The following is a 25,810-nucleotide window of genomic DNA, read 5'->3' on the forward strand; positions in this document are numbered from 1 at the left end:
ACACCCGTGTACGGGGACCCCGCCGCGGCGCCCCGTTGACACGGCGGGGCCGGACTCCTAGCGTCACGTGAGCCGTACCTACTAAGCGGTTGCTCACCGCTCGTCGGACGGCACCCCGGCCCCAGCCAGCGCGAGGAGAACACCAGCATGTCCACCACCGGAAGGGTCGCGATCGTCACCGGCGCCGCGCGCGGCATCGGTGCTGCCACCGCCGTCCGCCTGGCCCACGAGGGGCGCGCCGTCGCCGTGCTCGACCTCGACGAGGGCGCCTGCGCGGAGACCGTCGGGAAGATCACCGAAGCCGGCGGCACCGCGCTCGCCGTCGGCTGCGACGTCTCCGACGCCGCCGCCGTCGAGGCCGGCGTCGCCCGCGCCGCCGCCGAACTCGGCCCGCCCGTCATCCTCGTCAACAACGCCGGCGTGACCCGCGACAACCTGCTCTTCAAGATGGCCGAGGAGGACTGGGACACGGTCATGAACGTGCATCTGCGCGGCGCGTTCCTGATGTCCAGGGCCTGCCAGAAGCACATGGTCGACGCCGGCTTCGGCCGCATCGTCAACCTCTCCAGCAGCTCCGCGCTCGGCAACCGCGGCCAGGTCAACTACTCCGCCGCCAAGGCCGGGCTGCAGGGCTTCACCAAGACCCTCGCCAAGGAGCTGGGCAAGTTCGGCGTCACCGCCAACGCCGTCGCACCCGGCTTCATCGCCACCGAGATGACCGCGCAGACCGCCGCCCGCGTCGGCATGGACTTCGCCGACTTCCAGGCCGCGGCCGCCGCCCAGATCCCCGTCCAGCGCGTCGGCCAGCCCGACGACATCGCCGGCGCCATCGCCTTCTTCACGGGCGAGGACGCCGGCTTCGTCTCCGGCCAGGTGCTGTACGTGGCCGGCGGGCCGCTCGACTGAGGCCGGGGGACGAGGACATGACGCAGCAGGAGAGAGCCGGCGTGCCGCAGGCCGCGGAGAGCGGGCGGGTGGCCCTGGTCACCGGCGCCAGCCGCGGCATCGGCTACGGCATCGCGGAGGCCCTGGTCGCCCGCGGCCACCGCGTGTGCGTGACCGGCAGGGGCGAGGAGGCGCTGCAGGAGGCCGTGGCGCGGCTCGGCGCCGGCCGGGCCATCGGCGTACCCGGCAAGGCCCACGACGAGGCGCACCAGGCCGAGGCGGTGGCGCGCACCATGGAGGCGTTCGGCCGGGTGGACTACCTGGTCAACAACGCCGGCACCAATCCCGTGTTCGGTCCCATCGCGGATGTCGACCTGAACGCGGTGCGCAAGGTCTACGAGACGAACGTGCTGTCCGCCCTGGGCTTCGCCCAGCAGACGTACAAGGCGTGGCAGCGCGAGCACGGCGGCGCGATCGTCAACGTCTCCTCCGTCGCCGGGCTCTCGGCGTCGCCGTTCGTCGGCGCGTACGGCATGAGCAAGGCCGCGATGATCAACATGACCCTGCAGCTCGCGCACGAGTTCGCGCCCACCGTCCGGGTCAACGCCATCGCGCCCGGCGTGGTGAAGACGAAGTTCGCGGTCGCGCTCTACGAGGGCCGCGAGGAGGAGGCCGCCGCGGGCTACCCGCTGGGCCGGCTCGGCGTGCCCGAGGACATCGGCGGCGCCGCCGCGTTCCTCCTCTCCGACGAGGCCGGCTGGATCACCGGGCAGACGCTCGCCATCGAGGGCGGTATCTTCCTCAACGCCGGCTGGAGCTGAACCAGTAGTCACACACGCCTCACGCGTTCCCCCGGGCCACAGCGTTGTTCTGGGGGATCCGTGATCCACCGGCCGTGGGGTAGGGTCTGCGCACTCCATCGAACAGGTGCAAGGAGGGGGACAAGCACGTGTTCTTCCGGTCGGGCCCGCGGCGGGTCGCCGCGGCGCTGATACCCGTCTCGATGCTGGCCGGCTGCGGCACGCTGTCGGCGTCGGGCGACGACGAGCGGCACATCGACGTCGGTACGACGAGCGCGCCCAGCACGCTCGACCCCGCGGCCGCCTGGGACGGCAGTTGGGAGCTGTACCGGAACGTCTACCAGACGCTCATGCACTACGCCGGCACCAGCACCGTACCGCAGCCCGACGCGGCCAAGAGCTGCGGCTTCACCGGCGCCGACAGCCGCACGTACCGCTGCAAGCTCCGCGAGGACCTCACCTTCTCCAACGGCAACCCGCTCGACGCCGCGGCCGTCAAGCACTCCTTCGACCGGGTGCTCGCCATCAACGCCGAGACCGGCCCCGCAGGGCTGCTGGACAGCCTGGAGAAGGTCGAGACCGAAGGCGACCGGACCGTCACCTTCCACCTCAAGCGCCCCGACGCCACGTTCCCGTTCATCCTCGCCGCGCCCGCCACCTCGCTCGTCGACCCCGAGGAGTACCCGGCGGACAAACTCGCGGAACCCGGGACCCTGGTCGGCTCCGGGCCGTACACGCTCGCGTCGTACAAGAAGGGGTCGGTCGCCGAGCTGGAGCGCAACTCCAGCTATACGGGCGACGCGGAGCTGCGCAACGACTCCGTCAGCATCCGCTACTTCGACGACTCCGACGCGATGACCGACGCCCTCAAGAAGGGCGACATCGACGTCACGTACCGCGGACTGCCGCCGGACCGGGTGCCGGAGCTGGAGAAGACGGCGGACGAGAAGGGCTCGATCGCGCTCAGCCGGGTGGTCATGCCGGAGATCCACTACCTGGTCTTCAACCCCGAGCACGAGTACGCCGACAGCCTCGCCGTGCGGCAGGCGGTCGCCCAGGTGATCGACCGCGACGCGCTCGTACGCAAGGTCTACGGCCGCACCGCCGAGCCGCTGTACTCGATGATCCCGCGCGGTATCACCGGTCACACCACCCCCTTCTTCGACCGGTACGGCGAGCCGGACCCCGAGGCCGCGGCGGACACGCTGGAGACGGCGGGCGTCACCGAGCCCGTGCCGCTGACCTTCTGGTACACCACCGACCGGTACGGCTCGGTGACGGCCCGGGAGTTCGAGGAGCTGGAGCGGCAGCTGGAGGACAGCGGGCTGTTCGACGTCACGGTCAAGGGCCGCAAGTGGGAGAAGTTCGCCGCCGCGTACAACAAGGGCGAGTACCCCGTCTTCGGCCGCGGCTGGTCGCCCGACTTCCCCGACCCCGACAACTACATCGCCCCCTTCACGGGCGCGCGCAACGCCCTCGGAACGCCGTACGAGAACGCGGAGATCACCGAGGAACTGCTGCCCGAATCGCGCCGGAAGGCGGACCGGGCCGGGGTCAACGAGCAGTTCTCGCGCGCGCAGGACATCCTCGCCGAGGACGCGCGGCTGCTGCCGCTCTGGCAGGCCCGGCAGTACATCGCGGCGGACGACGACGTGGCCGGGGTGGAGTGGAGCCTGGACGCCTCGACGATCATGCGGATGTGGGAGCTGTACAAGAAGACCAGTTGGTAGGGGAGTTGTCAGTGCCCGGCGGTACTGTCGGCGGCGCAACGACCCGCTGAACCGATCTTCTGCACCGACCGGAGGTCCCTCACCCGTGTCCCCGATGCTGCCCCCGTCCTGGCAGGACGCCCTGGGCAAGGAGCTGGAAAAGCCCTACTTCACGCGCCTCGAGTCGTTCGTCGAGGAGGAGCGCGCCCGCGGCCCCGTGTACCCGCCGCGGGAGGAGGTCTTCGCCGCCCTCGATGCCACGCCGTACGAGAACGTGAAGGTGCTCGTCCTCGGCCAGGACCCGTACCACGGGGCGGGGCAGGGCCACGGGCTGTGCTTCTCGGTCCGTCCCGGGGTGCGCACCCCGCCCTCCCTGCGCAACATCTTCAAGGAGCTGCGCGACGACCTCGGCCACCCCGTCCCGGACAACGGGTATCTGATGCCGTGGGCCGAGCAGGGCGTGCTCCTGCTGAACGCGGTGCTGACGGTGCGCGAGAGCGAGGCGAACTCGCACAAGGGCCAGGGCTGGGAGGAGTTCACCGACGCGGTGATCCGCGCCGTGGCGGAGCGGCCCGATCCGGCGGTGTTCGTGCTGTGGGGGGCGTACGCGCGCAAGAAGCTGCCGCTCATCGACACCGCCAGGCACGTAGTGGTCCAGGGGGCGCACCCGTCGCCGCTGTCGGCGAAGAAGTTCTTCGGCTCGCGCCCGTTCTCGCAGATCGACGCGGCGGTGGCGGCGCACGGCCACGCGCCGATCGACTGGCGGATCCCGGACCTGGCCGCGGCCGGGGACTGAGGCCCGGCCGGGGACTCGTCCGTACGGACCGGGGCCTGGCGGGCGGCGGCTAGGTCCTGTCTGGCACATGGCGCCGTCCGCCCTCTGGGCGGGTTCCCCCACAGCGCGCAAGCGCGCGTGGGCGGTACCCCCAGGCGTCTGGTGCGTGCGGTCGCAAGGCGGAGGGTCGACCGCATAGTGGGTCTCCTCGGTCGATCCCGACAATGCGGCGAGCGTGCGTGCCAGGCTCCCCCACAGCGCGCTGCGCGCGCGTGGGCGGTACCCCCAGACGCAGGCGGGATTCGTCAGACAGGGTCTAGCGCTCGAGGTACTCCGCGCAGGCCGCGTCCTCCCGGCTGCCGGGGGCCCAGCGGCCGTAGTCCCCGGCGAGGCCGCACAGATCGACGGCCCCGCCGGAGGCGGCCGGCGTCCGGGGAGGCGGGGCCGGCTGTGCCGTACGGGCCGGGCGGCCCTGGCCCGTACGGGGAGCAGGTGTCTCCGGCGCCGGCGGGAGGCCGTCGCCGGGGGCGGATACGTCGGGCCGCGCGGCGCCCGCGGACGGTGCCGGTGCCGGTGCCGCGGAAGTGCGCCGCGGGCGCGGCACCGGGCCGATCGTCGCCAGCTCGTCGCGCCCCGGCAGCGGCGATGCTGCGGGTGCTGGCGCGGCGGTGGCGGGCGACCCGGCGCCCGGGCCGTGGCGGGCCCCCGTGCCGGAGCCGGTGGCGGGTACGGGGGAGACGGTGACGCAGCCGGCGACGGCGGCGAGCGTCGTGAGGCCGGTCAGCAGCGCGCCGGCGGCGTGAGTGGGGTGCACCCGGCCACACTGCTGTGCCCGGCGCCGCACCGGTACTCCCCGCAAGGGTGATGCCGGTGCCGCGGAGTTGCCGCTACGCCCGGTGGTCAGCCGCCGAGCATGCCGCGCAGCAGGTCCTCGTACCCGGCGCGCAGCCGCGCCCCTGGTCGGCGTGCGCGACCCGGTCACCCGGCCCGCGGCGTGCAGGAACATCATGCCGTCGGTCCAGGCGATGAGTTCCTGCGCGTGCCGTTCGGGGTCGGCCGATCCCCAGGCCGCGAGCAGCGCGTGGGCGGCGTCGGCGAACGTGGTGCCCGCGCGGTCGTAGATCGCCCGCAGTTCGGGGCGCCGGGTTGCCTCCAGGGAGGCTCCCTTGAAGCAGCCGCGCGCCCTCGTCATCGGCTCGGGACCGGGCGGGCTCACGGCCGCCGCCGCGCTGCACCGCCGCGGCTGGTCCGTCACCGTGCTGGACAAGGTCGCCTCGATCGAGCCCGTCGGCGCCGCCATCTCCCTCGCCGCCAACGCCCAGCGCGCCCTCGACGCCATCGGCGTCGGCGACGCCGTGCGGGACCTTGCCGCCTGGGAGGGGAGCGGCGGGCTGCGTACGCCCGAAGGCCGCTGGCTCTCCCGTACCGACGCGGCGGCCCTGGCCGAGCGCTTCGGCGGCGGCATCGCCCTCGTGCACCGCGCCGACCTCGTGGCGCTGCTCACCGCCAGTCTGCCGGCCGGCGCCGTCCGCACCGGAGCCGCCGCCGAGGTCGAGGACCCGGGCGGCCCCGGCAAGCCCGCGCGCGTCGCGGTGCCGGACGGAACGCCGGAGGCCGAACTCGTCGTCGCCGCCGACGGCATCGGCTCCGCCGCCCCCCGCGCCCTCTTTCCCGGCCACCCCGGCCCCGCCTACGCCGGGTTCACCACCTGGCGACTGGTCCTGCCCGCGCGGCCCTCGCGTTCGCGCCCCACGAGACCTGGGGCCGCGGGGAGCTGTGGGGCTCGCAGCCGCTCGCCGACGGCCGCGTGTACGCCTACGCCGCCGCCCTCGCGCCCGCGGGCCGCCGCTCCCCGGACGGTGAACTGGCCGAACTCCGCCGCCGCTTCGCCGGCTGGCACGACCCGGTGCCCGCCATCCTGGCCGCGGCCGAGCCGGGCCAGGTGCTCCACCACGACGTGCGCTGGCTGGCCGAGCCGCTGCCCGCCTTCCACCGCGGCCGGGTTGCCCTCCTCGGCGACGCCGCCCACGCCATGACCCCGAACCTCGGCCAGGGCGGCAACCAGGCCGTCGAGGACGGCGTCGTCCTCGCCCACCACACCGCCGCCGACCCCGCGGCCGTACCGGAGGCCCTGGAGCGCTACACCCGCGATCGCCTCCCGCGCACCCGCACCGTGGCGCTGCGCTCCGCCCGCGCCGGCCGCGTGATCAACCTGACGGGACCGCTCGCCGTTCGCGCCGCAACGCCCTCATCCGCGGAGTGGGGCTGCTCGGCCCCCGCGTCGTGCTGCGCGGGCTGGACGGCATCGCGGACTGGGAGCCGCCCGGCGGCGGTGCCGACCCGGGCGGCCCGTATGCTTCCCCCGCACAGGCGGCGCCCTGACGCAGGTTCTCCTGCGCCGCGGCGGTCCGCGGGCCGACGACCGGGGACGGGAGCGCACATGACCACGGGAGCCATGCCCCTGAAGGCCGGCGTGATCGGACTGGGCGACATCGCGCGCAAGGCGTACCTCCCGGTGCTCGCCTCGCTGCCCGGCGTCGAGCCGCACCTGCTCACCCGCACCCCCGCCACTCTCGACCGCGTCGGCGACGCCCACCGCATCCCGCACGCGCACCGCCACCGCGACCTCGGCTCGCTGCTCGCCGCCGGCCTCGACGCCGCGTTCGTGCACGCCCCCACCGAAGCGCACGTCGAGCTGGCCACCGCGCTGCTGGAGGTGGGCATACCCGTCTACGTCGACAAGCCGCTCGCGTACGACCTCGCGGGCGCCGAAGGGCTCACACGGCTCGCGGAGGAGCGCGGCGTCTCGCTGATGACCGGTTTCAACCGCCGCCACGCGCCCGGCTACGCGCAGTGCCTGGAGCACCCGCGCGAGCTGATCATCCTGCAGAAGCACCGCGTCGGGCTCCCCGAGGATCCCCGCACGATGGTCTTCGACGACTTCATCCACGTCGTGGACACGCTGCGCTTCCTCGCTCCCGGCCCCGTCGAGCAGGCCGACGTGCGCGCCCGCGTCCGCGACGGGCTCCTGCACCACGTCGTCCTGCAGTTGTCCGGCGACGGCTTCACCGCCATCGGCGCGATGAACAGGCTGTCGGGCTCCGCCGAGGAGATCCTGGAGGTGTCGGGACAGGACACCAAGCGCGAGGTCCGCAACCTCGCCGAGGTGGTGGACCACACGGGCCAGCCCAGCGTGCGGCGGCGCGGCGACTGGGTGCCGGTGGCCCGGCAGCGCGGCATCGAGCAGGTGGTGCTGGTGTTCCTGGACGCGGTACGGGCCGGGGAGGTGCTGAGCGCGCGGGACGCGCTCGCCACCCACGAGCTGTGCGAGCGCATCGTCCGCGAGGTGGGCCGGGCGGGTTGATGTCGCCACCCGTACGCCGGACACGGCCGGAGTGGTGAGCGGTTAATCATATGAAAAGGGGCAAGCTGCTTCCCGTTCGTGCTCCGACCGTACGAAGGGGGCGCCCATGCCCCGGCGCCGTATCCGGCTCACCGCAGCCGCAGGCACCGCCACCGCACTCGCCGCCGCGGCGCTCCTCGCCGCTGGCTGCGGGTCCGCCGGCCGATCCGCCGCGCCCGCGGCGGCCGGGCCCGGGTCCGGCGCCCGCCCGTTCACGCTGCTGGCGACCGGCGACATCATCCCGTACCCCTCGATCATGACGCAGGCGGCCACGGACGCCGGGGACAAGGACTACGACTTCCGCCCCATGTTCGCCGCCGTCGCGCCCACCGTCGCCAAGGCGGACCTCGCGCTGTGCCATCTGGAGACCCCGCTCGGGCCGCGCGAGGGACCGTTCACCGGCTACCCGTCGTTCCAGTCCCCGCCCGGCCTCGCCACGGCCCTGCACGACGTCGGCTACGACGGCTGCTCCACCGCCTCCAACCACGCGCTCGACTCCGGCGCCGACGGCGTACGCCGCACCCTGGACGCCCTCGACGGCGCCGGCCTGCACTACGCCGGCACCGCCCGCACCCGCGCCGAGTCCGGCCGCGCCGCCCTGCTGTCCGCGGGCGGCGCCAAGGTCGCCCACCTCTCGTACACCTACGGCAGCAACGCCGGCGTCCCCGCCGACGCACCCTGGTCCCTCGCGATGCTCGACCCGCACCGCGTCGTCGCCGACGCCCGCGCGGCCCGTCGCGCCGGGGCCGACGTGGTCGTCGTCAGCGCGCACTGGGGAACCGAGTGGCAGCAGGAACCGGATCTCGCCCAACGGCGGCTCGCCGACCGGCTGACGCGCTCGCGGAGCGGCGGCCGCAAGGACATCGACCTGATCGTCGGCACCCACAACCACGTCCCGCAGCCGTACGAGAAGGTGAACGGCACCTGGGTCGTCTACGGCCTCGGCGACCAGGTCGCCAGCTTCATCCCGTCGATGTACCGCGGCAACGAGGGCTCCGCCGCCCGCTTCACCTTCACCCCCGCCCGCGACGGCTGGCGGGTGACCCGCGCGGAGTTCCTGGCCCAGCACGCGGAGACCGGGCCCCCGTTCCGCGTGGTGCCGGCGACGCCCGAGACGTACCCGGACGTGCACGCGCGGGTACGGGCCGCCGTCCTCAGCCGCGGCGCGGCGGAAGACGGCCTGACGGAGGCGTCGTTCTGACCCCGCGGGACGGCCGCCGGCCCGCTCGGGTCAGTGGGCCGCGTCGCCGGCCTCCGGATCCAGGGCGCCGGTCGCGATCAGGGCGAAGATGAGGATGCCGAGCAGCACGCGGTAGATCACGAAGGGCGCGAAGCTGCGGGTGGTGATGAACTTCATGAACCATGCGATGACGGCGTATCCGACAAGGAACGCGATCACGGTCCCGGCCACGGTCGCGCCCCAGTTCATGTGCGTCGCCCCGGGCACCTTCCTCAGCTCGAAGAGCCCGGAGGCGAGCACCGCGGGAATGGCCAGCAGGAACGAATACCTGGCTGCCGCCTCGCGGTTGTAGTTCAGGAACAGGCCGCCGGTGATCGTCGCGCCCGACCGGGAGACGCCCGGCACCAGCGCCAGCGCCTGGGCGAAGCCGAAGAGCAGGCCGTCGCGGGTGTTGAGGTCCGTCAGTTCCTTGCGCTTCACGGCCGCGCGGTGCCGGCCGCCGCCGGTGGAGGCGCGCCAGTCGGCGAAGCCGAGCAGCAGGCCCATCACGATGAGCGTGGTGGCGATCAGCCGCAGATCCCGGAACGGGCCCTCGATCGACTCCTGGAACGTCAGTCCCAGCACCCCGATGGGGATCGAGCCGACGATGACCAGCCAGCCCATCTTGGCGTCGTGGTCGGAGCGCATCGCCTTGTTCGTGAGCGAACGGCACCAGGCGGAGACGATCCGCGCGATGTCCTTGCGGAAGTAGATCAGCACGGCGGTCTCGGTGCCGATCTGGGTGATCGCGGTGAAGGCCGCGCCCGGGTCCTCCCAGCCGGCGAAGGCCGCCGTGAGCCGGAGGTGGGCGCTGGAGGAGATCGGCAGGAATTCCGTCAGCCCTTGGACGAGTCCGAGGATGACTGCTTCGATCCAGCTCATACGGGGCTGCACATGTCCTTGAGTTCGGCCGACGGGTTGGAGGAGATGTTAAGGCCCCGACATGAGGCGCTTGGCCCCAGGGTCGGCTGCGGCCATGCCCGCGGGCCCCTCGGCGGGCTCTTCCGTGGCCGTGGTGGAAGAGATCACTCCGCCCGGGGCGGTCCGGCGGCCCGAGCGCCGGCGGCGGCGCATGGCGAGCGCGGCGCCGCCCGCCATGCTGGCGACGATGAAGCCGAGGGCCCCGAGGAAGACGGGGGAGAGCGGGTCGGAGGCCCGGCTGCCGGCGATCACGTACGCGGCGGTGTTCGGCACGCAGCCCACGGCGGTGGCCGCCAGGAACGGCGTCCAGTTCATCCGGGAGACCGCGGCGGCGTAGTTCACGCCCGCGAACGGCACGCCGGGGAAGGTGCGCAGCACCAGCATGGAGCGGAAGCTGTGCCGGCTGAGCTGCCGGTCCGCCGCCGTCAGCAGCCGCCCGCGCAGCAGCGGGCGCAGCGCGTCCTGGCCGAGGAGCCGGCCTATGCCGAACGCGACGCCCGCGCCCAGCACCGTGCCCGACACCGACCCGGCCAGGCCCGCCTGGGCGCCGAAGAGCGTGCCGGAGGCGAGGTTGAGCAGCGGCCGCGGTACGAGAGCCGCGGTGCACAGCCCGTACGCGACGGCGAAGAGGAGCACCGCGGACAGGCCGGTGAACTGGGGCGGCAGGCCGTCGGTCAGCAGCCGGTGCGGCCGCCACACGATCACCGCGACCGCCGCGCCGGCCAGCAGCACGAGGAGCAGGGCGAGCCGGGAGCGGGGGGACAACAGGGCCCGGCCGCAGCGGACGGCGCGGCCGGCGACGGGCGCCTCTGCGGTTTCGGGCACGGTGGGAGTCTACCGACGGGGCCGTCACCCCACCGTGACGTCCCCCTCAACTCCGGTCGCTATCGTGGGCGTCATGCCCCAGCAGCACCCCGGTGCCGCCGCAGCCCCCGACGTCCCGGCAGCCCCGGAGGCCACGGCGGGCGCAGGCGCCCCGGCGGTCCCCGGGAGTCCTCTCGCCGACACCGTCCTCGACCGCCTCACCGCCGCCTACCCCGGGGCCGCCGACCCCGAGCGCGCCGCGCGGTCGGCCGCGTACCTGCGCGGCGTCGCCCCGTTCCTCGGCATCCCCGCGCCCCGCCGCCGTGAGCTGTCCCGCGCCGTCCTCGCCGGCACGGCGCGTCCCGCCGAGGCGGACTGCGTGGCGATCGCGCTGCGCTGCTGGCGGTTGCCGGAGCGCGAGTACCACTACTTCGCCGTCGACTACCTCCGCCGCCACGTGCGCCGCTGCTCCTCCTGGTCGCTGCCCGCCGTACGCCACCTCATCGTCACGACCTCCTGGTGGGACACCGTCGACGCGCTCGCCGCACACGTCGTCGGCGGCCTCGTCGCCGCCGATCCCGCGCTTGCCTGTGCCATGGACGAGTGGATCGAGGACGGCGACCTGTGGGTCGCCCGCACCGCCCTGCTGCACCAACTGCGCTTCAAGAACGCCACCGACACCGGCCGGCTCTTCGGCTACTGTCTGCGCCGCGCCGGCCACCGCGACTTCTTCGTCCGCAAGGCCATCGGCTGGTGCCTGCGCGAGTACGCGAAGACCGACCCGCGGGCCGTCCGTGCCTTCGTCGACGCCCACCGCGCCGATCTCTCCCCGCTGTCCGTACGCGAGGCGCTCAGGCACTTCTGACCGGGCTCGCGGCGGGCGGCCGGAAAACCGGTCGACGTGCGGGGGAGCCGTACCCGATCATGTCGGGCATGGTCGGGTACGCCTTCCTCGCGCACACGTCCGCGGCAGCGGACGCGCTGAAGGCCGTGCCGGCCGCACTCGCGGCAGTGCCGGCAGCCGCAGCCGACGGCGCCCGAATCCGCCCCTTCCCGTGATCGCACCAGCGGACCCCAGCGGGGGAGGGCCGGCCAGGCCCGGGGTCCGCGCAGCCACTGCGATCCGCGAGGAAGAACCATGCCCAAGCAGGCGTACGTGCGCACGAAGCCGCACGTCAACATCGGCACGATGGGGCACGTCGACCACGGCAAGACCACGCTGACGGCCGCGATCACCAAGGTGCTCAGCGACCGCGGCACCGGCACCTTCGTCCCGTTCGAGCGCATCGACCGGGCGCCGGAGGAGTCCGTGCGCGGCATCACCATCAACATCGCGCACGTCGAGTACGAGACGGCGACCCGCCACTACGCCCACGTCGACATGCCCGGCCACGCCGACTACGTGAAGAACATGGTCACGGGCGCGGCCCAGCTCGACGGCGCGATCCTGGTGATCTCCGCGGCCGACGGCGTCATGCCGCAGACCGCGGAGCACGTGCTGCTCGCCCGCCAGGTGGGCGTACGGCACGTGGTCGTCGCGCTCAACAAGGCCGACGCCGGCGACCCGGAGCTGACCGACCTCGTCGAGCTGGAGGTCCGCGAGCTGCTGACCAAGCACGGCTACCCGGGCGAGGAGGTGCCCGTGGTCCGCGTCTCCGGGCTGCGCGCGCTCGAGGGCGACCCGGCGTGGACCCAGGCGATCGCGGACCTGCTCGACGCGGTGGACACCTACGTGCCGATGCCCGAGCGGCACCTGGACGCGCCGTTCCTGCTGCCGGTGGAGAACGTGCTCACCATCACCGGCCGCGGCACGGTCGTCACCGGCGCCGTCGAGCGCGGCACGGTGCGCGTCGGGGACCGGGTGCAGGTGCTCGGCGCCGACGCCGAGACGGTCGTCACCGGTCTGGAGACCTTCGGCAAGCCGAGGGACTCCGCGCAGGCCGGCGACAACGTCGCGCTGCTGCTGCGCGGCGTCGCGCGCGACGCTGTGCGCCGCGGGCACGTCGTCGCCGCGCCGGGCACCGTCGTGCCGCGGCGGCGGTTCACCGCCGAGGTGTACGTGCTGTCCGCGGCCGAGGGCGGCCGGCGTACGGCCGTCTCGACGGGGTACCGGCCGCAGTTCTACATCAGGACCGCGGACGTCGTCGGCGACGTCGACCTCGGCGCGGCGGGCGTCGCCAGGCCGGGCGACACCGTCGCGATGACGGTCGAGCTGGGCCGCGAGGTGCCGCTGGAAGTGGGGCTCGGCTTCGCGATCCGCGAGGGCGGGCGCACGGTCGGCGCGGGCACCGTCACCGGGCTGGACTGACCCGGTGCGGGCCGGGCCGGGCCCGCCGCCCGCCTTCCGTACCCGCGCATCCGCGCATCCGGGTACGGAAGGCGGGCCTCCTCCGCCACAATGGCCGGTGTGGAGGAGCCCGTCCCCGTCGTCGCCGCCGTGGACGGCGGCACCGCGAGGCTGCTGCCGGACGTCGACCGCCCCCGCGCGTACCTGCTCACGGTCGAGGGCGCCCCGCAGTCGTACGTCGACCTCGACGACGCCACGCACCTGGAGTTCGAGTACGCGCGCCGCCTCGCGCACGTCGTGGACCTTGGCTTCCCGCCCGGCCGCCCGCTGGACGCCGTGCACCTCGGCGGCGGCGCGCTGACCCTGCCCCGGTACGTGGCGGCGACGCGCCCCGGTTCCCGGCAGGAGGTCGCCGAGTCCGACCGCGGGGTGATCGCCCTGGTCGCCGAGCATCTGCCGCTGCCCGAGGACTGCGGCGTGACCGTACGGGCCCTCGACGCCCGCGCCGCGCTGGAACGGCGCCCGGCGGCGGCCTGCGACCTGGTCATCGCCGACGTCTACGGCGGCGCGCGGGTGCCCGCGCACGTCGCGTCGCTGGAGTTCGCCGGCGCCGCCGCCCGCGCGCTGCGCCCGGACGGGCTGTACGTCGCGAACCTCGCCGACAGCGCGCCGTTCCGCTTCCTCGGCTCCCAACTGGCCACCGCCGCGGCCGTCTTCCCCGAGCTGTGCCTGATCGCCGAGCCGTCGGTGCTGCGCGGCCGCCGCTTCGGCAACATCCTGGTGGTGGCGGCGAAGCACGGCGCGGAGGCCGGTCGCGGGCTGCCGCTCGCGGAGCTGGCCCGGCGCACCGCGGCCGACCCGTTCCCCGCCCGCGTCGAGTACGGGCCGGCGCTGCGGCGGCTGATGGCGGGCGCTCAGCCGGTGGGGGACGCCGACGCCGTGCCGTCGCCCGAGCCGCCGGACGGCGCCTTCACGATCGGCTGATCCACCGGCTGCTCCCCGTCTGCGGCGCCGCGCGTACCGTTCCCGGCGTCCGTACCCTCGCCGCGGTCCGTGCCCGCGGATCCGGCCGCCGCGTGCTCCGTACGCCGCCGCAACCGCCGTACGTCCGGCACCGACAGCACCGCCGCGGTCAGCGCGACGACCAGCGCCGCGCAGCCCCACAGCGCCGCCGACCGGCCCACGAGGTCCTGCATCGGCCCGGCGAGCGCGGTGGTGACCGGGATCAGCGCGATCGAGCCCAGCCAGTCGTACGACGAGACCCGCGACAGCTTGTCCTCGGGGATCTCCTGGTGCAGCGCCATCATCCACGCCACCGCGAAGACCTCGATGCACGCGCCGGAGACGAACATCACCGCCGCGAGCCACGCCACCGGCAGCGGCACCGCCAGCGCAGCGGGCGGCAGCGCGAGCGGGAAGACGCACAGCACCCCGGCGAGCAGCACCCGCCGCGGCTTCCAGCGGGTCATCACCAGCGCCCCGGCCAGCGTCCCGGCGGCGAAGGCGCCCATCGCCAGGCCCCACGGTGCCGCGCCGCCCAGGTGCTCGCGGGCCACCAGCGGCCCGTAGACCGCCTCCGCGGCGGCCACCACGGCGTTGACGACCGCGAACTGCAGCACGATCGACCACAGCCAGGGCCGCCCCGTCACCTCCCGCCAGCCGACCTTCAGATCGGCGACGATGCTGCCGCCGGGCTGGCGCTCGGGGATGCCGCTGACGTCGAGGAACGCCCGCAGCGCCGCGGCGACGGCGAACGCGCCCGCGTCCACGGCCAGCACCCACCCCGGCCCCACGGAGGCCACCATGGCGCCGCCGAGCGCGGCTCCGCCGATGCCGGCGCCGTTGATGCCGACGCGGAAGAGCGCGAAGGCGCGGCCCGCCTGCTCGCCGGTGACCGAGGAGAGCACCATGCCCTCGGCGGCGGGGGCGAAGAACGCGTGCCCCGTACCGCCGACCGCCGACAGCAGCACCATCTGCCACACCTGTGCCTGGTCGGTGATCACCAGCGCCGCGAAGACGCCCTGCGAGGTGCAGTTCACGGTGTTCGCGACGACCATGACGCGGTGCCGCGGGATCCGGTCGGCGACCGCGCCGCCGACGAGCACGAAGACGATCAGCGCGGTCGTCCGCGCCGCCGCCACCAGGCCGACGTCGGTGGCGGAGCCGCCGGCTTCGAGGACCGCGAACGCCGAGGCGATCAGCGCGCCGGAGGCGCCGAGGTTCGTGATCACCGCGGCGAGGGAGAGCAGCGTGTAGTTGCGCCCGGCCCAGCGGCGGCGGGGTGCAGGACCGGAGGCGGCGGGGGCCCGTACGGGATCCGGCGGGGAACCGGCGTCGGGCGCGGGGGGACGGGGCACCCGCGGACTATGCCGGGCCCGCCGCCCCGCCGCAACCGGAATTCGCCGCGCTCAGCCCTCCAGCGGGCGCAGGCTGTCCATGATCTTGGCGATGGTGTCCTCGGGCACCTCGTCGTCCACGCCCGTGTCGGTGTAGAGCACCCAGGTGGCGAACTCGCCGTTGACGTCGGTGTAGGTGAACGCGACGACCTTGCCGTCCGCCGAGCACTTGGTCTCGCGCGGCACGCCGGTGACGGTCGCGGTGGCCATGTGCCCCTTCAGGCCGTGCTTGCTGGAGAACGCCACCGGCTCGGTCTGCTTGACGGTTGCCTTCTTGCTGGTGTTGAAGGCGGCCTCGGCCCAGGCGCCGGCCTCGTTCTCGACGGCCTCCTTGGTGTTCTTCGCGCCGATGCCGCCCTTGGTGCCGGCGCCCGCACGGCTGGCGTACTTGCAGATGCCGTCCTTGTAGAGCGCGGCGCCCGTCATCGACACCAGCGGTCCCGAGTCGTCCTCGAAACCGATGGTCATGGTCGGGGACTGCACCTCCCACTCCGGCGGCACGTCGTAGACGTTGTGGCGCTTGGCGTTGTAGACGGCCTTCCAGCCGGAGACGACCGGTTCGATCTTCTGGTCGGCGGCGACGCCGCGCGGGTTGTCGGGGTCGTCCTGCAGTACGGGCTTCTCCGACGGGGACGGCGAGGCCGACGCGGAGGGCGAACCGCCGCCGCCACCGGGACTCGCCTTGCCTCCTCCGCCGTCGTCCTCGTTGAGGAGCACCACGCCCGTCACGGCCGCCGCGGCGATCACGGCCACGGCACCGATTATGGCGACGGCGACGCGGGGAGTCGTGCCGCTCTTGCCGGGCACCGGCGCACCGGGCGGCGTGCTCTGGCCCCACTGCTCCTGCTGCTGGTGCTGCTGCTGTCCGTCGTAGCCCTGCGGGCCGTGCGGGGCGGGCTGTTGCTGATACGGGTTCGGCTGCTGGTGCTGCTCGCCCCCGGGCTGCTGTCCTGGCCACATGCGGACCAACATAGCTGGCGACGGGGAGTGGCCACACTTATTACCCGTTGGTAACGTGGCCGCATGTCAGACACCATGCCGCCGCTGGGCGAGCTCCTTCAGGCATCGGTCCCCATGGTCCGCACGCTCGGCCTGATCTACGACGAGATCACGCCGGAGGCCGCCACCCTCCGCTTCCCCGACCGGCCCGAGTACCGCAACCACGTCGGCGGCCCGCACGCCGGCGCGATGTTCACCCTGGCCGAGTCGGCGACGGGCGCCGTCGTACTCGCCGCGTTCGGCGACCAGATGGAGCGGGCCGTGCCGCTGCCGGTGCGGGCCGAGATCGACTTCCTGAAGGTCGCCAGGGGCGACGTCACCGCCAAGGCGCGGCTGGGCCGGCCGATTGCCGAGGTCGTGGCCGAACTCGACGCCGGAAAGCGGCCGGAGTTCCCCGTCGGGGTCGACATCGTCCGCGGGGACGGCGCCGTCAGCGGGCGGATGACGGTGCTGTGGACGCTGCGCCCCAACGACTGAGGGCTGCGGTCGCGGCCCCGGCCGCCGCGGGTGCCGAACGCGCCGGCGGCCGGGGCCGTACCGGCGCCCGCGCCCGGGGATCCCGCGGCTCAGCCGCCCAGGGACTCACGGTGCACCTGCGTCAGGGCCACGTAACCCGCGCCGTTGAGGCGGATGTGCTCGCGCTCCTCGTCCGTCAGCGGCCGCTTCACCTTGGCCGGCACTCCGGCGACCAGCGAACCCGGCGGCACCTCCATGCCCTGCGGCACCAGCGCCTGCGCGGCCACCAGCGAACCGGAGCCGATCACGGCCCCGTTGAGCAGCGTCGCGCCCATGCCGACGAGCACGTCGTCGCCGACGGTGCAGCCGTGCACCACCGCGTTGTGGCCGACGGTCACGCGCTCGCCGATGATCACCGGAAAGCCCGGGTCGGCGTGGACCGTGCAGTTGTCCTGCACGTTGCTGCCCGCGCCCAGGGAGATCGACTCGCAGTCGCCGCGCAGCACGGCGTTGTACCAGACGCCGGCCTCCGCGCCGAGGGTCACGTCCCCGACCACCACCGCGGTCGCGGCCACGTACGCCTTCGGGTCCACCGCGGGCTCCCGCCCGCCCACCGCCGCGATCAGCGGCTCCGGCCGTCCTGACATGTCGTCCGCTCCCGGTGCTCGCGGCGGCCCGCGCCGCCCGCCGTCATACGTCCTGGTGAGCCGCCGGCGGCCCGTCGCCGTCCAGGGCCGCGGCCGCGCTCGCTCAGAGCGTAGGCGAGAGACGGGAGGGGTACGGTGACCGGGTGCCGAACCCGCAGCGCAACTCCGTGACGAGCAGGCTGCTCTCGCGCGCCGTGCACCGCGGCTGGCGGTGGGTGCGGAGCGCCGGCGCGGTGAGCGCGGCGCGCCCCGGCCCGTACCGCTTCCGGCGGCTCGGCGCCGGCACGGTCCTCGCCTTCCCGCAGGGCACGATCTTCGGCGAGCGGCGGATCGAACTGGGCGCGCACTGCATCATCGGCGAGCAGGTGACGCTCACCGTCGGCCTCGCGCCCGACGCCCCGCTCGGCCCGGACACCGCCGTGCGGCTCGGCGACGGCGTCGTGCTGGGCCGGGGCAGCCATGTGATCGCCGACCTGCCCGTCACCATCGGCGACGACGTCTTCTGCGGCCCGTACGTGTACGTCACCTCGACGAACCACAGCTATGACGACCCGCACGAGCCGGTCGGCAAGCAGTGGCCGCGTTCCGCGCCGGTGGAGATCGGCGCGGGCAGTTGGCTGGGCGCGGGTGCGCTGATCCTGCCCGGCGCGCGGCTCGGCCGCAACGTGGTCGTCGCCGCCGGGTCCGTGGTGCGCGGCGAGGTGCCGGACCACGCGGTCGTCGCCGGCGCGCCCGCCCGGATCGTACGCCGCTGGAACCCCGAGTCCGGGTGGCACCCGCCGCTGCGCCCGGCGCCACCGGGCACCCTGGAGACCGCGACATGACCGCGACCGGCCGACACCCGGGGAGGGGCGCCGCATGAGCACGGACCGCAAGCTGCGGATCATCCTGGCCGTCGTGCTGTCCCTGCACGCCTTCGGGCTGCTGCTCTACACGATCCGCAACCACTTCTGAGCCGCGCCCGGTGCCGCGAAGCGCCTCACCCCGACGCCAGCAGCACCGTCCCGGCCAGCGCCAGACCCGCACCCGCCGCCTGCACCGCGCGCAGCTTCTCCCGCAGCACGCCCCGCGCCGCCAGCGCCGTGACCACCGGATACAGCGACGACAGCACCGCCGCCAGGGTCACCGGGCCGTGCTGCGCGGCTATCGCATACGTCCCGTTGGCCGCCACGTCCGCCAGGCCCACGAACACCAGCCCCGGCGCCGCCGCCCGTATCGTGTCCCAGCCGCCCTCCGGCAGCGCCGCGCCGCCCCGGCGCACCGCCGCGTACAGCGCGGCCCCGCCCACCGCCACGTTCACCGCGCGCTGCACGAACAGCGCGAGGAAGAGCCCGGTGACCGTCGTGGACGCCTCGGCGATGAAGGCGAAGACCGCGCCGAAGCCCGCCGCGGCGCCCAGCGTCAGCAGCAGCGTCCGCCGCGCCACCGGGGCACCCCGCACCGGACCGGACGCCAGCACCACACCGGCCAGCGCGATGGCGCCGCCCGCGTACTGCACCGGGCCCGGCCGCTCCCCGTACGCCACGAGGCCCACGCCGAACGGCACCAGCACGGTCATCGAGGCGAGCGGCGAGACCACGCCCATCGGGCCGCGGGCCAGCGCGCTGTAGAAGCAGATCATCGCGACCGGCCCGGCGACACCGGCCGCGACCGCGAACCACAGCAGCGGACCGGCCTCGCTCCAGGCGCCGGTCGCCACCACCACGCCGCCCAGCACCACCGTCGCGGCGATCTGCGAGAGCACGACCACGGTGAGGGCGGGGCTGCGCCGGCTCAGCACCCCGCCGCCGAAGTCGGCCAGCCCGTAGAGGATGCTGGTGGCCAAGGCGAAGAGTGCGGTCACGACGAAGCCCTCCGAGTACACTGTGATGAACGCTGCGGTTCTCTGCAGTGTAGTTCAGTGCACTGGACGACTGCATCAAAAATATTGGACGGAGTTGGACGGAGCCTTGGCGGATTTCGACGTCCTCACCCACGCGCTCGCCAGGAACCTCAAGCACTGGCGCAACGAGCGCGGCTTCACCCTGGACTCGCTGGCCGGCCGCTCCGGCGTCAGCCGCGGGATGATCATCCAGATAGAGCAGGCGCGTACGAACCCCAGCGTCGGCACGACGGTCAAGCTCGCCGACGCCCTCGGCATCAGCATCACGACGCTGCTGGACTACGAGCACGGCCCCGAGGTGCAGCTCGTGCCGCCGCACCGGGCCGTGCGGATGTGGACGACGAAGGCCGGCAGCGCCAGCCGGCTGCTCGTCGGGACGCAGAGCCCCGGCCCGTTCGAGATGTGGTCCTGGCGGCTCATGCCCGGCGACGGCAGCGGCTCCGACCCGCACCCCGCGGGCACCACCGAGCTGCTGCACGTGACCGCGGGGGAGCTGACGCTCGTCGTCGCCGGCACCGCGCACCTGGTGCCCGCGGGCACGTCCGCGAGCTTCGAGGCGAGCGCCCCCCACGCGTACCGGAACGAGGGCCGGGACCCGGTGGAGCTGGTGATGGCGGTCTCGGTACCGCCCGCGCGCTGAGGCGGGTTAAGGTCACGGACATGCGCGCACCCATCGGAGCCTTCGACGACGCCGCCCCCGCCACCGAGCGCCTCGACCTGCTCGCCGACCCCGTCGCGGCCGCCCTGCGCGGCTGGCAGGGCGCCGTCCCCGCCGCCGAGCTGGTGCACGTCGACTCCGACCCCGAGCTCGCCGACACGGCCGTCTTCTGCGAGGCGTACGGGCAGGAGTTGCTGGAGCAGTCCGCGAACTGCGTCGTCGTAGCCGGGAAGCGCGGCGGGAACGTCACCCTCGCCGCCTGCGTCGTGCTGTCCACCACCCGCGTCGACGTCAACGGCACCGTGCGGCGCCATCTCGGCGTGCGCAAGGCGTCGTTCGCGCCCGCCGGCACCGCCACCGCGGAGACCGGCATGGAGTACGGCGGCATCACGCCGGTCGGGCTGCCGGAGAGCTGGCCGGTCCTCGTGGACGCCCGGGTCGCGGACACCCCGCACCTGGTCGTCGGCAGCGGCCGGCGGCGCGGCAAGCTCATCGTGCCCGGCAAGGCGCTGGCCGGGCTGCCGGGCGCCGTGGTCCTCGACGGACTCGGCGCCTGATCCGTCCTCCGGCCTCCGCTCAGCCGAGCAGGGGGATCTCGATGGCCGGGCAGCGGTTCATCACCATGTCCAGACCGGCCGCGCGCACCCGTTCGTACGCGCCCTCGTCGATCACGTCGAGCTGGAACCAGACCGCCTTCGCGCCGACCGCGACCGCCTCGTCGGCCACGCCGCCGGCCAGGTCGCTGTTGACGAAGACGTCGACCACGTCGACAGGGAAGGGGATGTCCGCGAGCGAGGCGTACCCCTGCTCGCCGTGTACCGTCTCCGCCTTCGGGTGCACCGGGACGATGCGCTTGCCGAAGCGCTGGAGGACCCGGGACACGCCATAGGCCGCACGTGAGGGGTTGTCGGACAGACCGACCACCGCCCAGGTGTCGCCGGTCGAGGTCAGAATCCTGCGGATGGTCTCCTGGTCTGCGTACATGATCCTCACAACGACGCGGGCCCGGCCCGGATTCCCGCGGGCGGCCGGGCGTGGGGGACGGTGGGAGCGCGGCTAGGGTGGCGGGATGCGCGAGGGGTACCTGACCGTCGCCCGGGCGGGCGTGCACGAGACCGAGGTGAACCGCTCCCGGTTCGTCTGCACCCTCGCCCCCGCGGCCACAGAGGCCGAGGCGCAGGCCGTCCTCGCCCAGGTGCGCGCCGCGTACCCCGACGCCACGCACCACTGCTTCGCGTACGTCATCGGCGCCGACGCCGGCGTGCAGAGGTCCGGCGACGACGGCGAACCCGGCGGCACCGCCGGGCTGCCCATGCTGCAACTGCTGCTCCGCCGCGAGCTGCGCTACGTCGTCGCCGTCATCGCCCGCTACTTCGGCGGCACCAAGCTCGGCGCCGGCGGCCTCATCCGCGCCTACGGCGGCGCGGTCGGCGCCGCCGTGGACGCGCTCGGCACCGTGACGAGGCTGCGGATGCGGCTGGTCACCGTCACCGTCGACCACGGGCGGGCCGGCAAGGTGCTCGGCCACCTGCACGCCGCGGGGCGCGACGTACGGGGCGTGGTGTACGGCGAGAGCGTCGGGATCGAGGTCGCCGTGCCCGCCGCGGAACTGGACGCCTTCCGCTCCTGGCTGGCCGACGCCACCGCGGGGAGCGCCGAACTCCGGCCCGGCGACGAGGTGTACGGCACCGGGTGAGACGCCTGTCGAGGACCGGGTTGTCGTACCCCGCCGCTACAGTCGGGCCACATGCGCTTCCTGCACACCTCGGACTGGCACCTGGGCCGCTCGTTCCACCGGGTGAGCCTGCTCGACGCCCAAGCCGCGTTCCTCGACCACCTCGTCGCGGTGGTGGCCGAGCGCGGGGTCGAGGCCGTCTTCGTCGCCGGGGACGTCTACGACCGCGCGGTACCGCCGCTGGCCGCCGTGGAGCTGTTCGACCGGGCGCTGCACCGGCTGGGGGCGCTCGGCGTGCCCGTCGTCATGATCTCCGGAAACCACGACTCGGCGCGCAGGCTCGGCGTCGGCGCCGGGCTGCTGGACCGCGCGGGCGTCCATCTGCGCACCGACCCCGCCGGCGTCGGTGAGCCCGTCCTGCTGCGGGACGCCGCGGGAGACGTCGCGTGCTACGGGCTGCCGTATCTCGAACCGGCGCTGGTACGGGAGGAGTTCGCCACCCCCCGCGGCGGCCACACCGCCGTTCTCTCCGCCGCCATGGACCGGGTGCGCGCCGACCTCGCAGCCCGCCCGGCCGGCACCCGCTCCGTCGTCCTCGCGCATGCCTTCGTCACCGGCGGCCAGGTCTCCGACAGCGAACGGGACATCACCGTCGGCGGCGTCGCCTCCGTGCCCGCCTCGGTCTTCGCCGGCGTCGACTACGTCGCGCTGGGCCACCTGCACGGCTGCCAGACCCTCGCCGAGCGCGTGCGCTACTCGGGCTCCCCGCTCGCGTACTCCTTCTCCGAAGCCGCCCACCGCAAGTCGACCTGGCTGGTGGACCTCGACGCCGCCGGCGCCGTCACCGCCGAGCGCATTGACGCGCCCGTGCCCCGGCCGCTGGCGCGGCTGCACGGCCGGCTGGCCGACCTGCTCGCCGACCCGGCCCTCACGCCGCTCGAACATGCCTGGGTCGAGGCCACGCTCACCGACACCGCCCGCCCGCACGAGCCGATGGCCCGCCTCGCGGAGCGCTTCCCGCACGTCGTCAGTCTCGCCTTCGCCCCCGAGTCCGCGGATGGCACGGCCGCCGCCGCGTCGTACGCCGACCGGCTCAAGGGCCGCGACGACCGCCAGATCGCGGAGGACTTCGTGGCCCACGTCAGACCCGGCGCGACCGCGACGGCCGGCGAACGGGCCGTGCTGCACGCCGCGTTCGACGCCGTGCGCGCCGCCGACGCACGCGAGGAGAGAGCCAGGTGAGGCTCCACCGGCTCGCCGTCGCCGCCTTCGGCCCCTTCGCCGGCACGCAGGAAGTCGACTTCGACGCCCTGTCGGGCGCCGGCATCTTCCTGCTCCAGGGCGCCACCGGCGCCGGCAAGACCTCCGTCCTCGACGCCGTCTGCTACGCGCTCTACGGCGGCGTGCCCGGCGTCCGCCAGGGCGGCACCCTGCGCAGCCACCACGCCGAGCCGCACACCCCGACCGAGGTCGCGCTCGACTTCACCCTCGCCGGCCGCCGCCTGGAGGTCACACGCAGGCCCGCCCAGCCCCGCCCCAAGCGCAACGGCACCGGCGTCACCACGGAGCGGGCCACCAGCCTGCTGCGCGAGCACGACCCGCGGGCCGGCGAGTGGCGCGGCCTCAGCCGCTCGCACCAGGAGATCGGCGAGGAGATCGGCCGCCTGCTGGGCATGACCCGCGAGCAGTTCTGCCAGGTCGTCCTCCTCCCGCAGGGCGACTTCGCGCGCTTTCTGCGCGCCGACGCGGAAGCCCGCGCGAAGCTGCTCGGCCGCCTCTTCGACACCGGCCGCTTCGCCGCCGTCGAGGACCACCTCGCCGAGTTGCGCCGCCGCTCCCAGGAGGCGGTACGCGACGGCGACGAGCGGCTGCTGCACCTCGCCCACCGCATCCGGCAGGCCGGCGGCCCGGCCACTGCCGGCGACCCGGAAGGCTGGTCGCCCGACGATGCCAAGCCGGGCGAGGCCGACCTCGCCGACGGCGTGCTCGGCTACGCCGCCGTCGCGCGCGCCACCGCCCGCGAGCTGGCGGACGCCGCGGAGCTGCGCCTGCGCACCGCCGAGTCCGCCCACGCGGCGGCCGCGAGCCACCTTCAGGATGTACGCGAACTCGCCCGGCTCCAGCGGCTGCACGCCGACGCACGGCAGCGGCAGCAGGCCCTCGCCGAACGGCGGCAGGAGCGCGCGGCGCTCGGCGAGAAGCTGCGCCGCGCCCGCGACGCCGCAGCCGTGGCGCCCGCCCTGGAGCTGCGCGACCGGACCGCCGCCGCGGCCCGCCAGGCCGCCGCGGCCGAGGAGGCGGCCCGCGCCGCGCTGCCCGGCACGGTCGCCGGCGGCGGCCCGGACCAGCTCGACGCGCACGAGGCGCGCACCCGGCAGGAGCTGGGCGCCCTCGACGCCGCCCGCGCCGCCGCGGCCCGCAGCGCCGCGATCGCCCGCGAACTCGCCGCGTTGGACGAGGAGTCCCGTGCCGACGAGGACGTGCTGCGCGAGGCCGCGGGCTGGCTCGACGACTGGGATACCCTGCGCGGCGGCCTCCAGCGCCGCGTCGACGAGGCCCAGGGCGCGGCCACCCGCGCGGAACAGCTCGCCGCGGAACACGAGGGCGCGCGCCGCCGCCTCGACGCCGCCGAACGCCGCGACGAGCTGGCCGGCAGGACCGACGAGGCCCGGCGTGCGCACCTCGACGCGGGCGAGCGCGCCGGGCGGGCGCACGAGACCTGGCTGGAGCTGAAGGAGCGGCGCCTCGACGGCATGGCGGCCGAGCTGGCCGCCCGGCTGGCCGACGGCGAGCCCTGCCCCGTCTGCGGCTCCGCCGCGCACCCCGCCCCCGCCACCGTGGACGGCGCCCACGTCGGCGAGCGCGAGGAGAACGAGGCGCTGGCCGCGTACCGGGCCGCCGAGCGCGTCCGCGAAGAGGCCGCCCTCAGGCTCGACTCGCTGCGCCAGGCCCGCGACGCCGCCGCCGAGGCGGCGGGCGAGGAGAGCAGGGAGGCGCTGGCCGCCGCCGTCGCGCGGGTGGCCGGCGAGCTGAGCCGGGCCCGCGAGCTGGCCGCCGGCGCGCTCGCCGTACGCGAGCAACTGGACCAGGCGCACGAGGAGCACGCCCGCCGGGTGCGCGGCCGGCAGCAGGCCGAGAGCCGCGCCGCCTCCCGCGCCTCCCGCGCCGACGCGCTCACTGCCGAACGGGCCGCGCGCGACGCCGAGGTGCGCGCCGCCCGCGGCGGTGCCGCCGGCGTCGAGGAGCGCGCGGAACAGCTCACCTCGCTGGCCGGCCGGCTCGCCGTCGCCGCCCGCGCCGCCCGCGAGGCCGCGGCCGCCGCCGAGCGCAGCAAGGACGCCGACGCGCGCGTCGCCGACGCCGCCTACCGCGCCCGCTTCGCAACCCCCGAGGAGGCCGCCGCGGCGCTCCTCGACCCGGCCGCGCTGCGGGAGGTGGAGGCGCGGCTGGAGGCGTGGCAGGCCGAGGAGGCGGCCGTCGCCGAGGCGCTGGCCGAGCCGCGCGCCGCCGCCGCTGCCGCCCGGCCGCCCGCCGCGGTCGGCGCCGCCGAGGAGGCGTTCGCGGCCGCCGCCGCCCGGCTGCGTAGCGCCGCCACCGCCGGGGACAACGCGCGCGAGCGGTGCGACGCCCTCGCCGGGCTCTCCGCCGAGGCGGCCGACCGGGTGCGCCGGCTGGCACCGTTGCGTAGGGAGCACCACCGGGTGGCCCGTCTGGCCGCGCTCGCGGCCGGCACGTCCGCGGAGAACGAGCGGAAGATGCGGCTGGAGTCGTACGTGCTGGCCGCCCGGCTCGAACAGGTCGCCGCCGCCGCGACGGCCCGGCTGGCGCGGATGTCCTCCGGCCGGTTCACGCTGGTGCACTCCGACGAGCGCGCCCACGGCCGGGGGCGCCACGGCCTCGGGCTGCACGTCGTGGACGCCTGGACCGGCACCGAGCGGGACACCGCCACGCTCTCCGGCGGCGAGTCGTTCTTCGCCTCCCTCGCCCTCGCCCTCGGTCTCTCCGACGTGGTGGCGGAGGAGGCGGGCGGCGTCCGGCTCGACACGCTCTTCATCGACGAGGGCTTCGGCAGCCTGGACGAACAGACCCTGGACGAGGTGCTGGACGTCCTCGACGCGCTGCGCGAGCGTGACCGCACGGTGGGCATCGTCAGCCACGTACCGGAGCTGCGGCGGCGCATCCCGACGCAGTTGGAGGTTGTCAAGGGCCGCTCGGGCTCGTACGTACGGCACCGCACGGCCGCGGACCGCTGACCGCCGCCGCCCCGCCCCACCCCGTGCACGCGCCCCGGCGC

24 protein-coding genes and 1 pseudogene are annotated in these 25,810 nt (G+C 74.9%); 17 read left to right on the top strand and 8 right to left on the bottom strand.

Annotation, left to right across the window (positions count from 1 at the left end; all coding sequences use genetic code 11):
- The first annotated feature begins 147 nt into the window (after nucleotides 1–147).
- From fabG to FB457_RS06975, 4 genes are all read left to right on the top strand, one after another.
- On the top strand, nucleotides 148–906 hold the full coding sequence (gene fabG / locus FB457_RS06960) for a 3-oxoacyl-ACP reductase FabG (RefSeq protein ID WP_145781187.1): 759 nt from the start codon (nucleotides 148–150) through the stop codon (nucleotides 904–906).
- A gap of 17 nt (nucleotides 907–923) precedes the next feature.
- Nucleotides 924–1,706 carry an SDR family oxidoreductase gene (locus FB457_RS06965; RefSeq protein WP_145781189.1) on the top strand — a complete coding sequence of 261 codons (783 nt, stop codon included), beginning with the start codon at nucleotides 924–926 and terminating at the stop codon, nucleotides 1,704–1,706.
- A 128-nt stretch (nucleotides 1,707–1,834) separates the two neighbouring features.
- On the top strand, nucleotides 1,835–3,415 hold the full coding sequence (locus tag FB457_RS06970) for an ABC transporter substrate-binding protein (protein ID WP_047014381.1): 1,581 nt from the start codon (nucleotides 1,835–1,837) through the stop codon (nucleotides 3,413–3,415).
- Between the two features lie 94 nt (nucleotides 3,416–3,509).
- Nucleotides 3,510–4,190, top strand: a complete 681-nt coding sequence (locus FB457_RS06975; protein ID WP_047014380.1) for a uracil-DNA glycosylase — start codon at nucleotides 3,510–3,512, stop codon at nucleotides 4,188–4,190.
- A 295-nt stretch (nucleotides 4,191–4,485) separates the two neighbouring features.
- On the opposite strand, the gene FB457_RS35930 is transcribed toward FB457_RS06975, so the two are convergent.
- Nucleotides 4,486–5,361 (bottom strand): hypothetical protein, encoded by an 876-nt coding sequence (locus FB457_RS35930; protein WP_164492503.1) that lies wholly within the window; start codon nucleotides 5,359–5,361, stop codon nucleotides 4,486–4,488.
- Here FB457_RS35930 and FB457_RS06985 point away from each other — a divergent pair.
- The 3 genes and pseudogenes from FB457_RS06985 to FB457_RS06995 all read left to right on the top strand — a co-directional run bounded on the left by FB457_RS06985 (nucleotide 5,336) and on the right by FB457_RS06995 (nucleotide 8,773).
- A pseudogene (locus FB457_RS06985) lies at nucleotides 5,336–6,551 on the top strand (FAD-dependent monooxygenase). The gene FB457_RS35930 and the pseudogene FB457_RS06985 overlap by 26 nt on opposite strands.
- 79 nt (nucleotides 6,552–6,630) lie before the next feature.
- Complete coding sequence (locus FB457_RS06990) at nucleotides 6,631–7,533, top strand: Gfo/Idh/MocA family protein (protein WP_145781315.1); 903 nt, start codon at nucleotides 6,631–6,633, stop codon at nucleotides 7,531–7,533.
- Between the two features lie 106 nt (nucleotides 7,534–7,639).
- A complete protein-coding gene (locus tag FB457_RS06995; RefSeq protein ID WP_047014378.1) occupies nucleotides 7,640–8,773 on the top strand; it encodes a CapA family protein in 1,134 nt (377 codons plus the stop codon).
- Between the two features lie 30 nt (nucleotides 8,774–8,803).
- Here FB457_RS06995 and FB457_RS07000 read toward each other — a convergent pair whose 3' ends face one another.
- Nucleotides 8,804–9,673 (bottom strand): undecaprenyl-diphosphate phosphatase, encoded by an 870-nt coding sequence (locus tag FB457_RS07000; RefSeq protein ID WP_145781191.1) that lies wholly within the window; start codon nucleotides 9,671–9,673, stop codon nucleotides 8,804–8,806.
- 48 nt (nucleotides 9,674–9,721) lie between these two features.
- The gene (locus FB457_RS07005) at nucleotides 9,722–10,537 is read right to left on the bottom strand and encodes a TVP38/TMEM64 family protein (RefSeq protein ID WP_047014376.1); all 816 of its coding nucleotides are present in this window, start codon (nucleotides 10,535–10,537) and stop codon (nucleotides 9,722–9,724) included.
- A gap of 73 nt (nucleotides 10,538–10,610) precedes the next feature.
- Here FB457_RS07005 and FB457_RS07010 point away from each other — a divergent pair, with 73 nt between their 5' ends.
- The 3 genes from FB457_RS07010 (at nucleotide 10,611) to FB457_RS07020 (ending at nucleotide 13,787) form a co-directional block, all read left to right on the top strand.
- The gene (locus FB457_RS07010; protein ID WP_047019698.1) at nucleotides 10,611–11,381 is read left to right on the top strand and encodes a DNA alkylation repair protein; all 771 of its coding nucleotides are present in this window, start codon (nucleotides 10,611–10,613) and stop codon (nucleotides 11,379–11,381) included.
- A 273-nt stretch (nucleotides 11,382–11,654) separates the two neighbouring features.
- A complete protein-coding gene (gene tuf, locus FB457_RS07015; protein ID WP_145781193.1) occupies nucleotides 11,655–12,824 on the top strand; it encodes an elongation factor Tu in 1,170 nt (389 codons plus the stop codon).
- Between the two features lie 99 nt (nucleotides 12,825–12,923).
- A complete protein-coding gene (locus FB457_RS07020; protein ID WP_047019697.1) occupies nucleotides 12,924–13,787 on the top strand; it encodes a spermidine synthase in 864 nt (287 codons plus the stop codon).
- Here the strand turns inward: FB457_RS07020 and FB457_RS07025 are convergent.
- Together FB457_RS07025 and FB457_RS07030 are read right to left on the bottom strand one after the other, a co-directional pair.
- Nucleotides 13,718–15,160, bottom strand: coding sequence for an MFS transporter (locus FB457_RS07025; RefSeq protein WP_145781195.1), 1,443 nt, complete (start codon nucleotides 15,158–15,160; stop codon nucleotides 13,718–13,720). The genes FB457_RS07020 and FB457_RS07025 overlap by 70 nt on opposite strands.
- Nucleotides 15,161–15,211: 51 nt before the next feature.
- The gene (locus FB457_RS07030) at nucleotides 15,212–16,159 is read right to left on the bottom strand and encodes a DUF8017 domain-containing protein (RefSeq protein ID WP_047019696.1); all 948 of its coding nucleotides are present in this window, start codon (nucleotides 16,157–16,159) and stop codon (nucleotides 15,212–15,214) included.
- Nucleotides 16,160–16,222: 63 nt separating this feature from the next.
- Here FB457_RS07030 and FB457_RS07035 point away from each other — a divergent pair, with 63 nt between their 5' ends.
- A complete protein-coding gene (locus FB457_RS07035) occupies nucleotides 16,223–16,675 on the top strand; it encodes a DUF4442 domain-containing protein (protein ID WP_047014373.1) in 453 nt (150 codons plus the stop codon).
- A gap of 89 nt (nucleotides 16,676–16,764) precedes the next feature.
- Here the strand turns inward: FB457_RS07035 and FB457_RS07040 are convergent, their stop codons facing one another.
- The gene (locus FB457_RS07040; RefSeq protein ID WP_145781197.1) at nucleotides 16,765–17,301 is read right to left on the bottom strand and encodes a gamma carbonic anhydrase family protein; all 537 of its coding nucleotides are present in this window, start codon (nucleotides 17,299–17,301) and stop codon (nucleotides 16,765–16,767) included.
- Nucleotides 17,302–17,444: 143 nt separating this feature from the next.
- On the opposite strand from FB457_RS07040, the gene FB457_RS07045 reads away from it, so the two are divergent.
- The gene (locus FB457_RS07045; RefSeq protein WP_145781199.1) at nucleotides 17,445–18,125 is read left to right on the top strand and encodes a DapH/DapD/GlmU-related protein; all 681 of its coding nucleotides are present in this window, start codon (nucleotides 17,445–17,447) and stop codon (nucleotides 18,123–18,125) included.
- Nucleotides 18,126–18,280: 155 nt separating this feature from the next.
- On the opposite strand, the gene FB457_RS07050 is transcribed toward FB457_RS07045, so the two are convergent.
- Nucleotides 18,281–19,144 (bottom strand): EamA family transporter, encoded by an 864-nt coding sequence (locus FB457_RS07050; RefSeq protein WP_186461936.1) that lies wholly within the window; start codon nucleotides 19,142–19,144, stop codon nucleotides 18,281–18,283.
- A 106-nt stretch (nucleotides 19,145–19,250) separates the two neighbouring features.
- Here FB457_RS07050 and FB457_RS07055 point away from each other — a divergent pair, with 106 nt between their 5' ends.
- Together FB457_RS07055 and FB457_RS07060 are read left to right on the top strand one after the other, a co-directional pair.
- Entirely contained in the window at nucleotides 19,251–19,823 is a 573-nt protein-coding gene (locus FB457_RS07055) for a helix-turn-helix domain-containing protein (protein WP_047014370.1), read from the top strand.
- Nucleotides 19,824–19,843: 20 nt separating this feature from the next.
- A complete protein-coding gene (locus FB457_RS07060) occupies nucleotides 19,844–20,398 on the top strand; it encodes a YbaK/EbsC family protein (protein WP_047014369.1) in 555 nt (184 codons plus the stop codon).
- Nucleotides 20,399–20,417: 19 nt separating this feature from the next.
- Here the strand turns inward: FB457_RS07060 and FB457_RS07065 are convergent, their stop codons facing one another.
- Nucleotides 20,418–20,825 (bottom strand): CoA-binding protein, encoded by a 408-nt coding sequence (locus FB457_RS07065; protein ID WP_047014368.1) that lies wholly within the window; start codon nucleotides 20,823–20,825, stop codon nucleotides 20,418–20,420.
- Nucleotides 20,826–20,910: 85 nt separating this feature from the next.
- Here FB457_RS07065 and FB457_RS07070 point away from each other — a divergent pair, with 85 nt between their 5' ends.
- From FB457_RS07070 to FB457_RS07080, 3 genes are read left to right on the top strand one after another with little or no spacing between them, the layout of a single operon-like run.
- Nucleotides 20,911–21,537, top strand: a complete 627-nt coding sequence (locus FB457_RS07070) for a YigZ family protein (RefSeq protein WP_047014367.1) — start codon at nucleotides 20,911–20,913, stop codon at nucleotides 21,535–21,537.
- A gap of 51 nt (nucleotides 21,538–21,588) precedes the next feature.
- Nucleotides 21,589–22,758 (top strand): exonuclease SbcCD subunit D, encoded by a 1,170-nt coding sequence (locus tag FB457_RS07075; RefSeq protein ID WP_047014366.1) that lies wholly within the window; start codon nucleotides 21,589–21,591, stop codon nucleotides 22,756–22,758.
- The gene (locus FB457_RS07080) at nucleotides 22,755–25,769 is read left to right on the top strand and encodes an AAA family ATPase (protein ID WP_145781203.1); all 3,015 of its coding nucleotides are present in this window, start codon (nucleotides 22,755–22,757) and stop codon (nucleotides 25,767–25,769) included. The genes FB457_RS07075 and FB457_RS07080 overlap by 4 nt, the downstream gene beginning before the upstream one ends.
- The last annotated feature ends 41 nt before the right edge of the window (nucleotides 25,770–25,810 follow it).

Source organism: Streptomyces sp. CNZ287, assembly GCF_007827615.1.

Coding starts and splice junctions, on each gene's coding strand:
- FB457_RS06965 (WP_145781189.1), top strand. CDS start 924: ATGACGCAGCAGGAGAGAGCCGGCGTGCCGCAGGCCGCGGAGAGCGGG.
- FB457_RS07035 (WP_047014373.1), top strand. CDS start 16,223: ATGTCAGACACCATGCCGCCGCTGGGCGAGCTCCTTCAGGCATCGGTC.
- FB457_RS07070 (WP_047014367.1), top strand. CDS start 20,911: ATGCGCGAGGGGTACCTGACCGTCGCCCGGGCGGGCGTGCACGAGACC.
- FB457_RS07060 (WP_047014369.1), top strand. CDS start 19,844: ATGCGCGCACCCATCGGAGCCTTCGACGACGCCGCCCCCGCCACCGAG.
- FB457_RS07040 (WP_145781197.1), bottom strand. CDS start 17,301: ATGTCAGGACGGCCGGAGCCGCTGATCGCGGCGGTGGGCGGGCGGGAG.
- FB457_RS06975 (WP_047014380.1), top strand. CDS start 3,510: ATGCTGCCCCCGTCCTGGCAGGACGCCCTGGGCAAGGAGCTGGAAAAG.
- FB457_RS07075 (WP_047014366.1), top strand. CDS start 21,589: ATGCGCTTCCTGCACACCTCGGACTGGCACCTGGGCCGCTCGTTCCAC.
- fabG (WP_145781187.1), top strand. CDS start 148: ATGTCCACCACCGGAAGGGTCGCGATCGTCACCGGCGCCGCGCGCGGC.
- FB457_RS06995 (WP_047014378.1), top strand. CDS start 7,640: ATGCCCCGGCGCCGTATCCGGCTCACCGCAGCCGCAGGCACCGCCACC.
- FB457_RS35930 (WP_164492503.1), bottom strand. CDS start 5,361: ATGACGAGGGCGCGCGGCTGCTTCAAGGGAGCCTCCCTGGAGGCAACC.
- tuf (WP_145781193.1), top strand. CDS start 11,655: ATGCCCAAGCAGGCGTACGTGCGCACGAAGCCGCACGTCAACATCGGC.
- FB457_RS07010 (WP_047019698.1), top strand. CDS start 10,611: ATGCCCCAGCAGCACCCCGGTGCCGCCGCAGCCCCCGACGTCCCGGCA.
- FB457_RS07000 (WP_145781191.1), bottom strand. CDS start 9,673: ATGAGCTGGATCGAAGCAGTCATCCTCGGACTCGTCCAAGGGCTGACG.
- FB457_RS07030 (WP_047019696.1), bottom strand. CDS start 16,159: ATGTGGCCAGGACAGCAGCCCGGGGGCGAGCAGCACCAGCAGCCGAAC.
- FB457_RS07065 (WP_047014368.1), bottom strand. CDS start 20,825: ATGTACGCAGACCAGGAGACCATCCGCAGGATTCTGACCTCGACCGGC.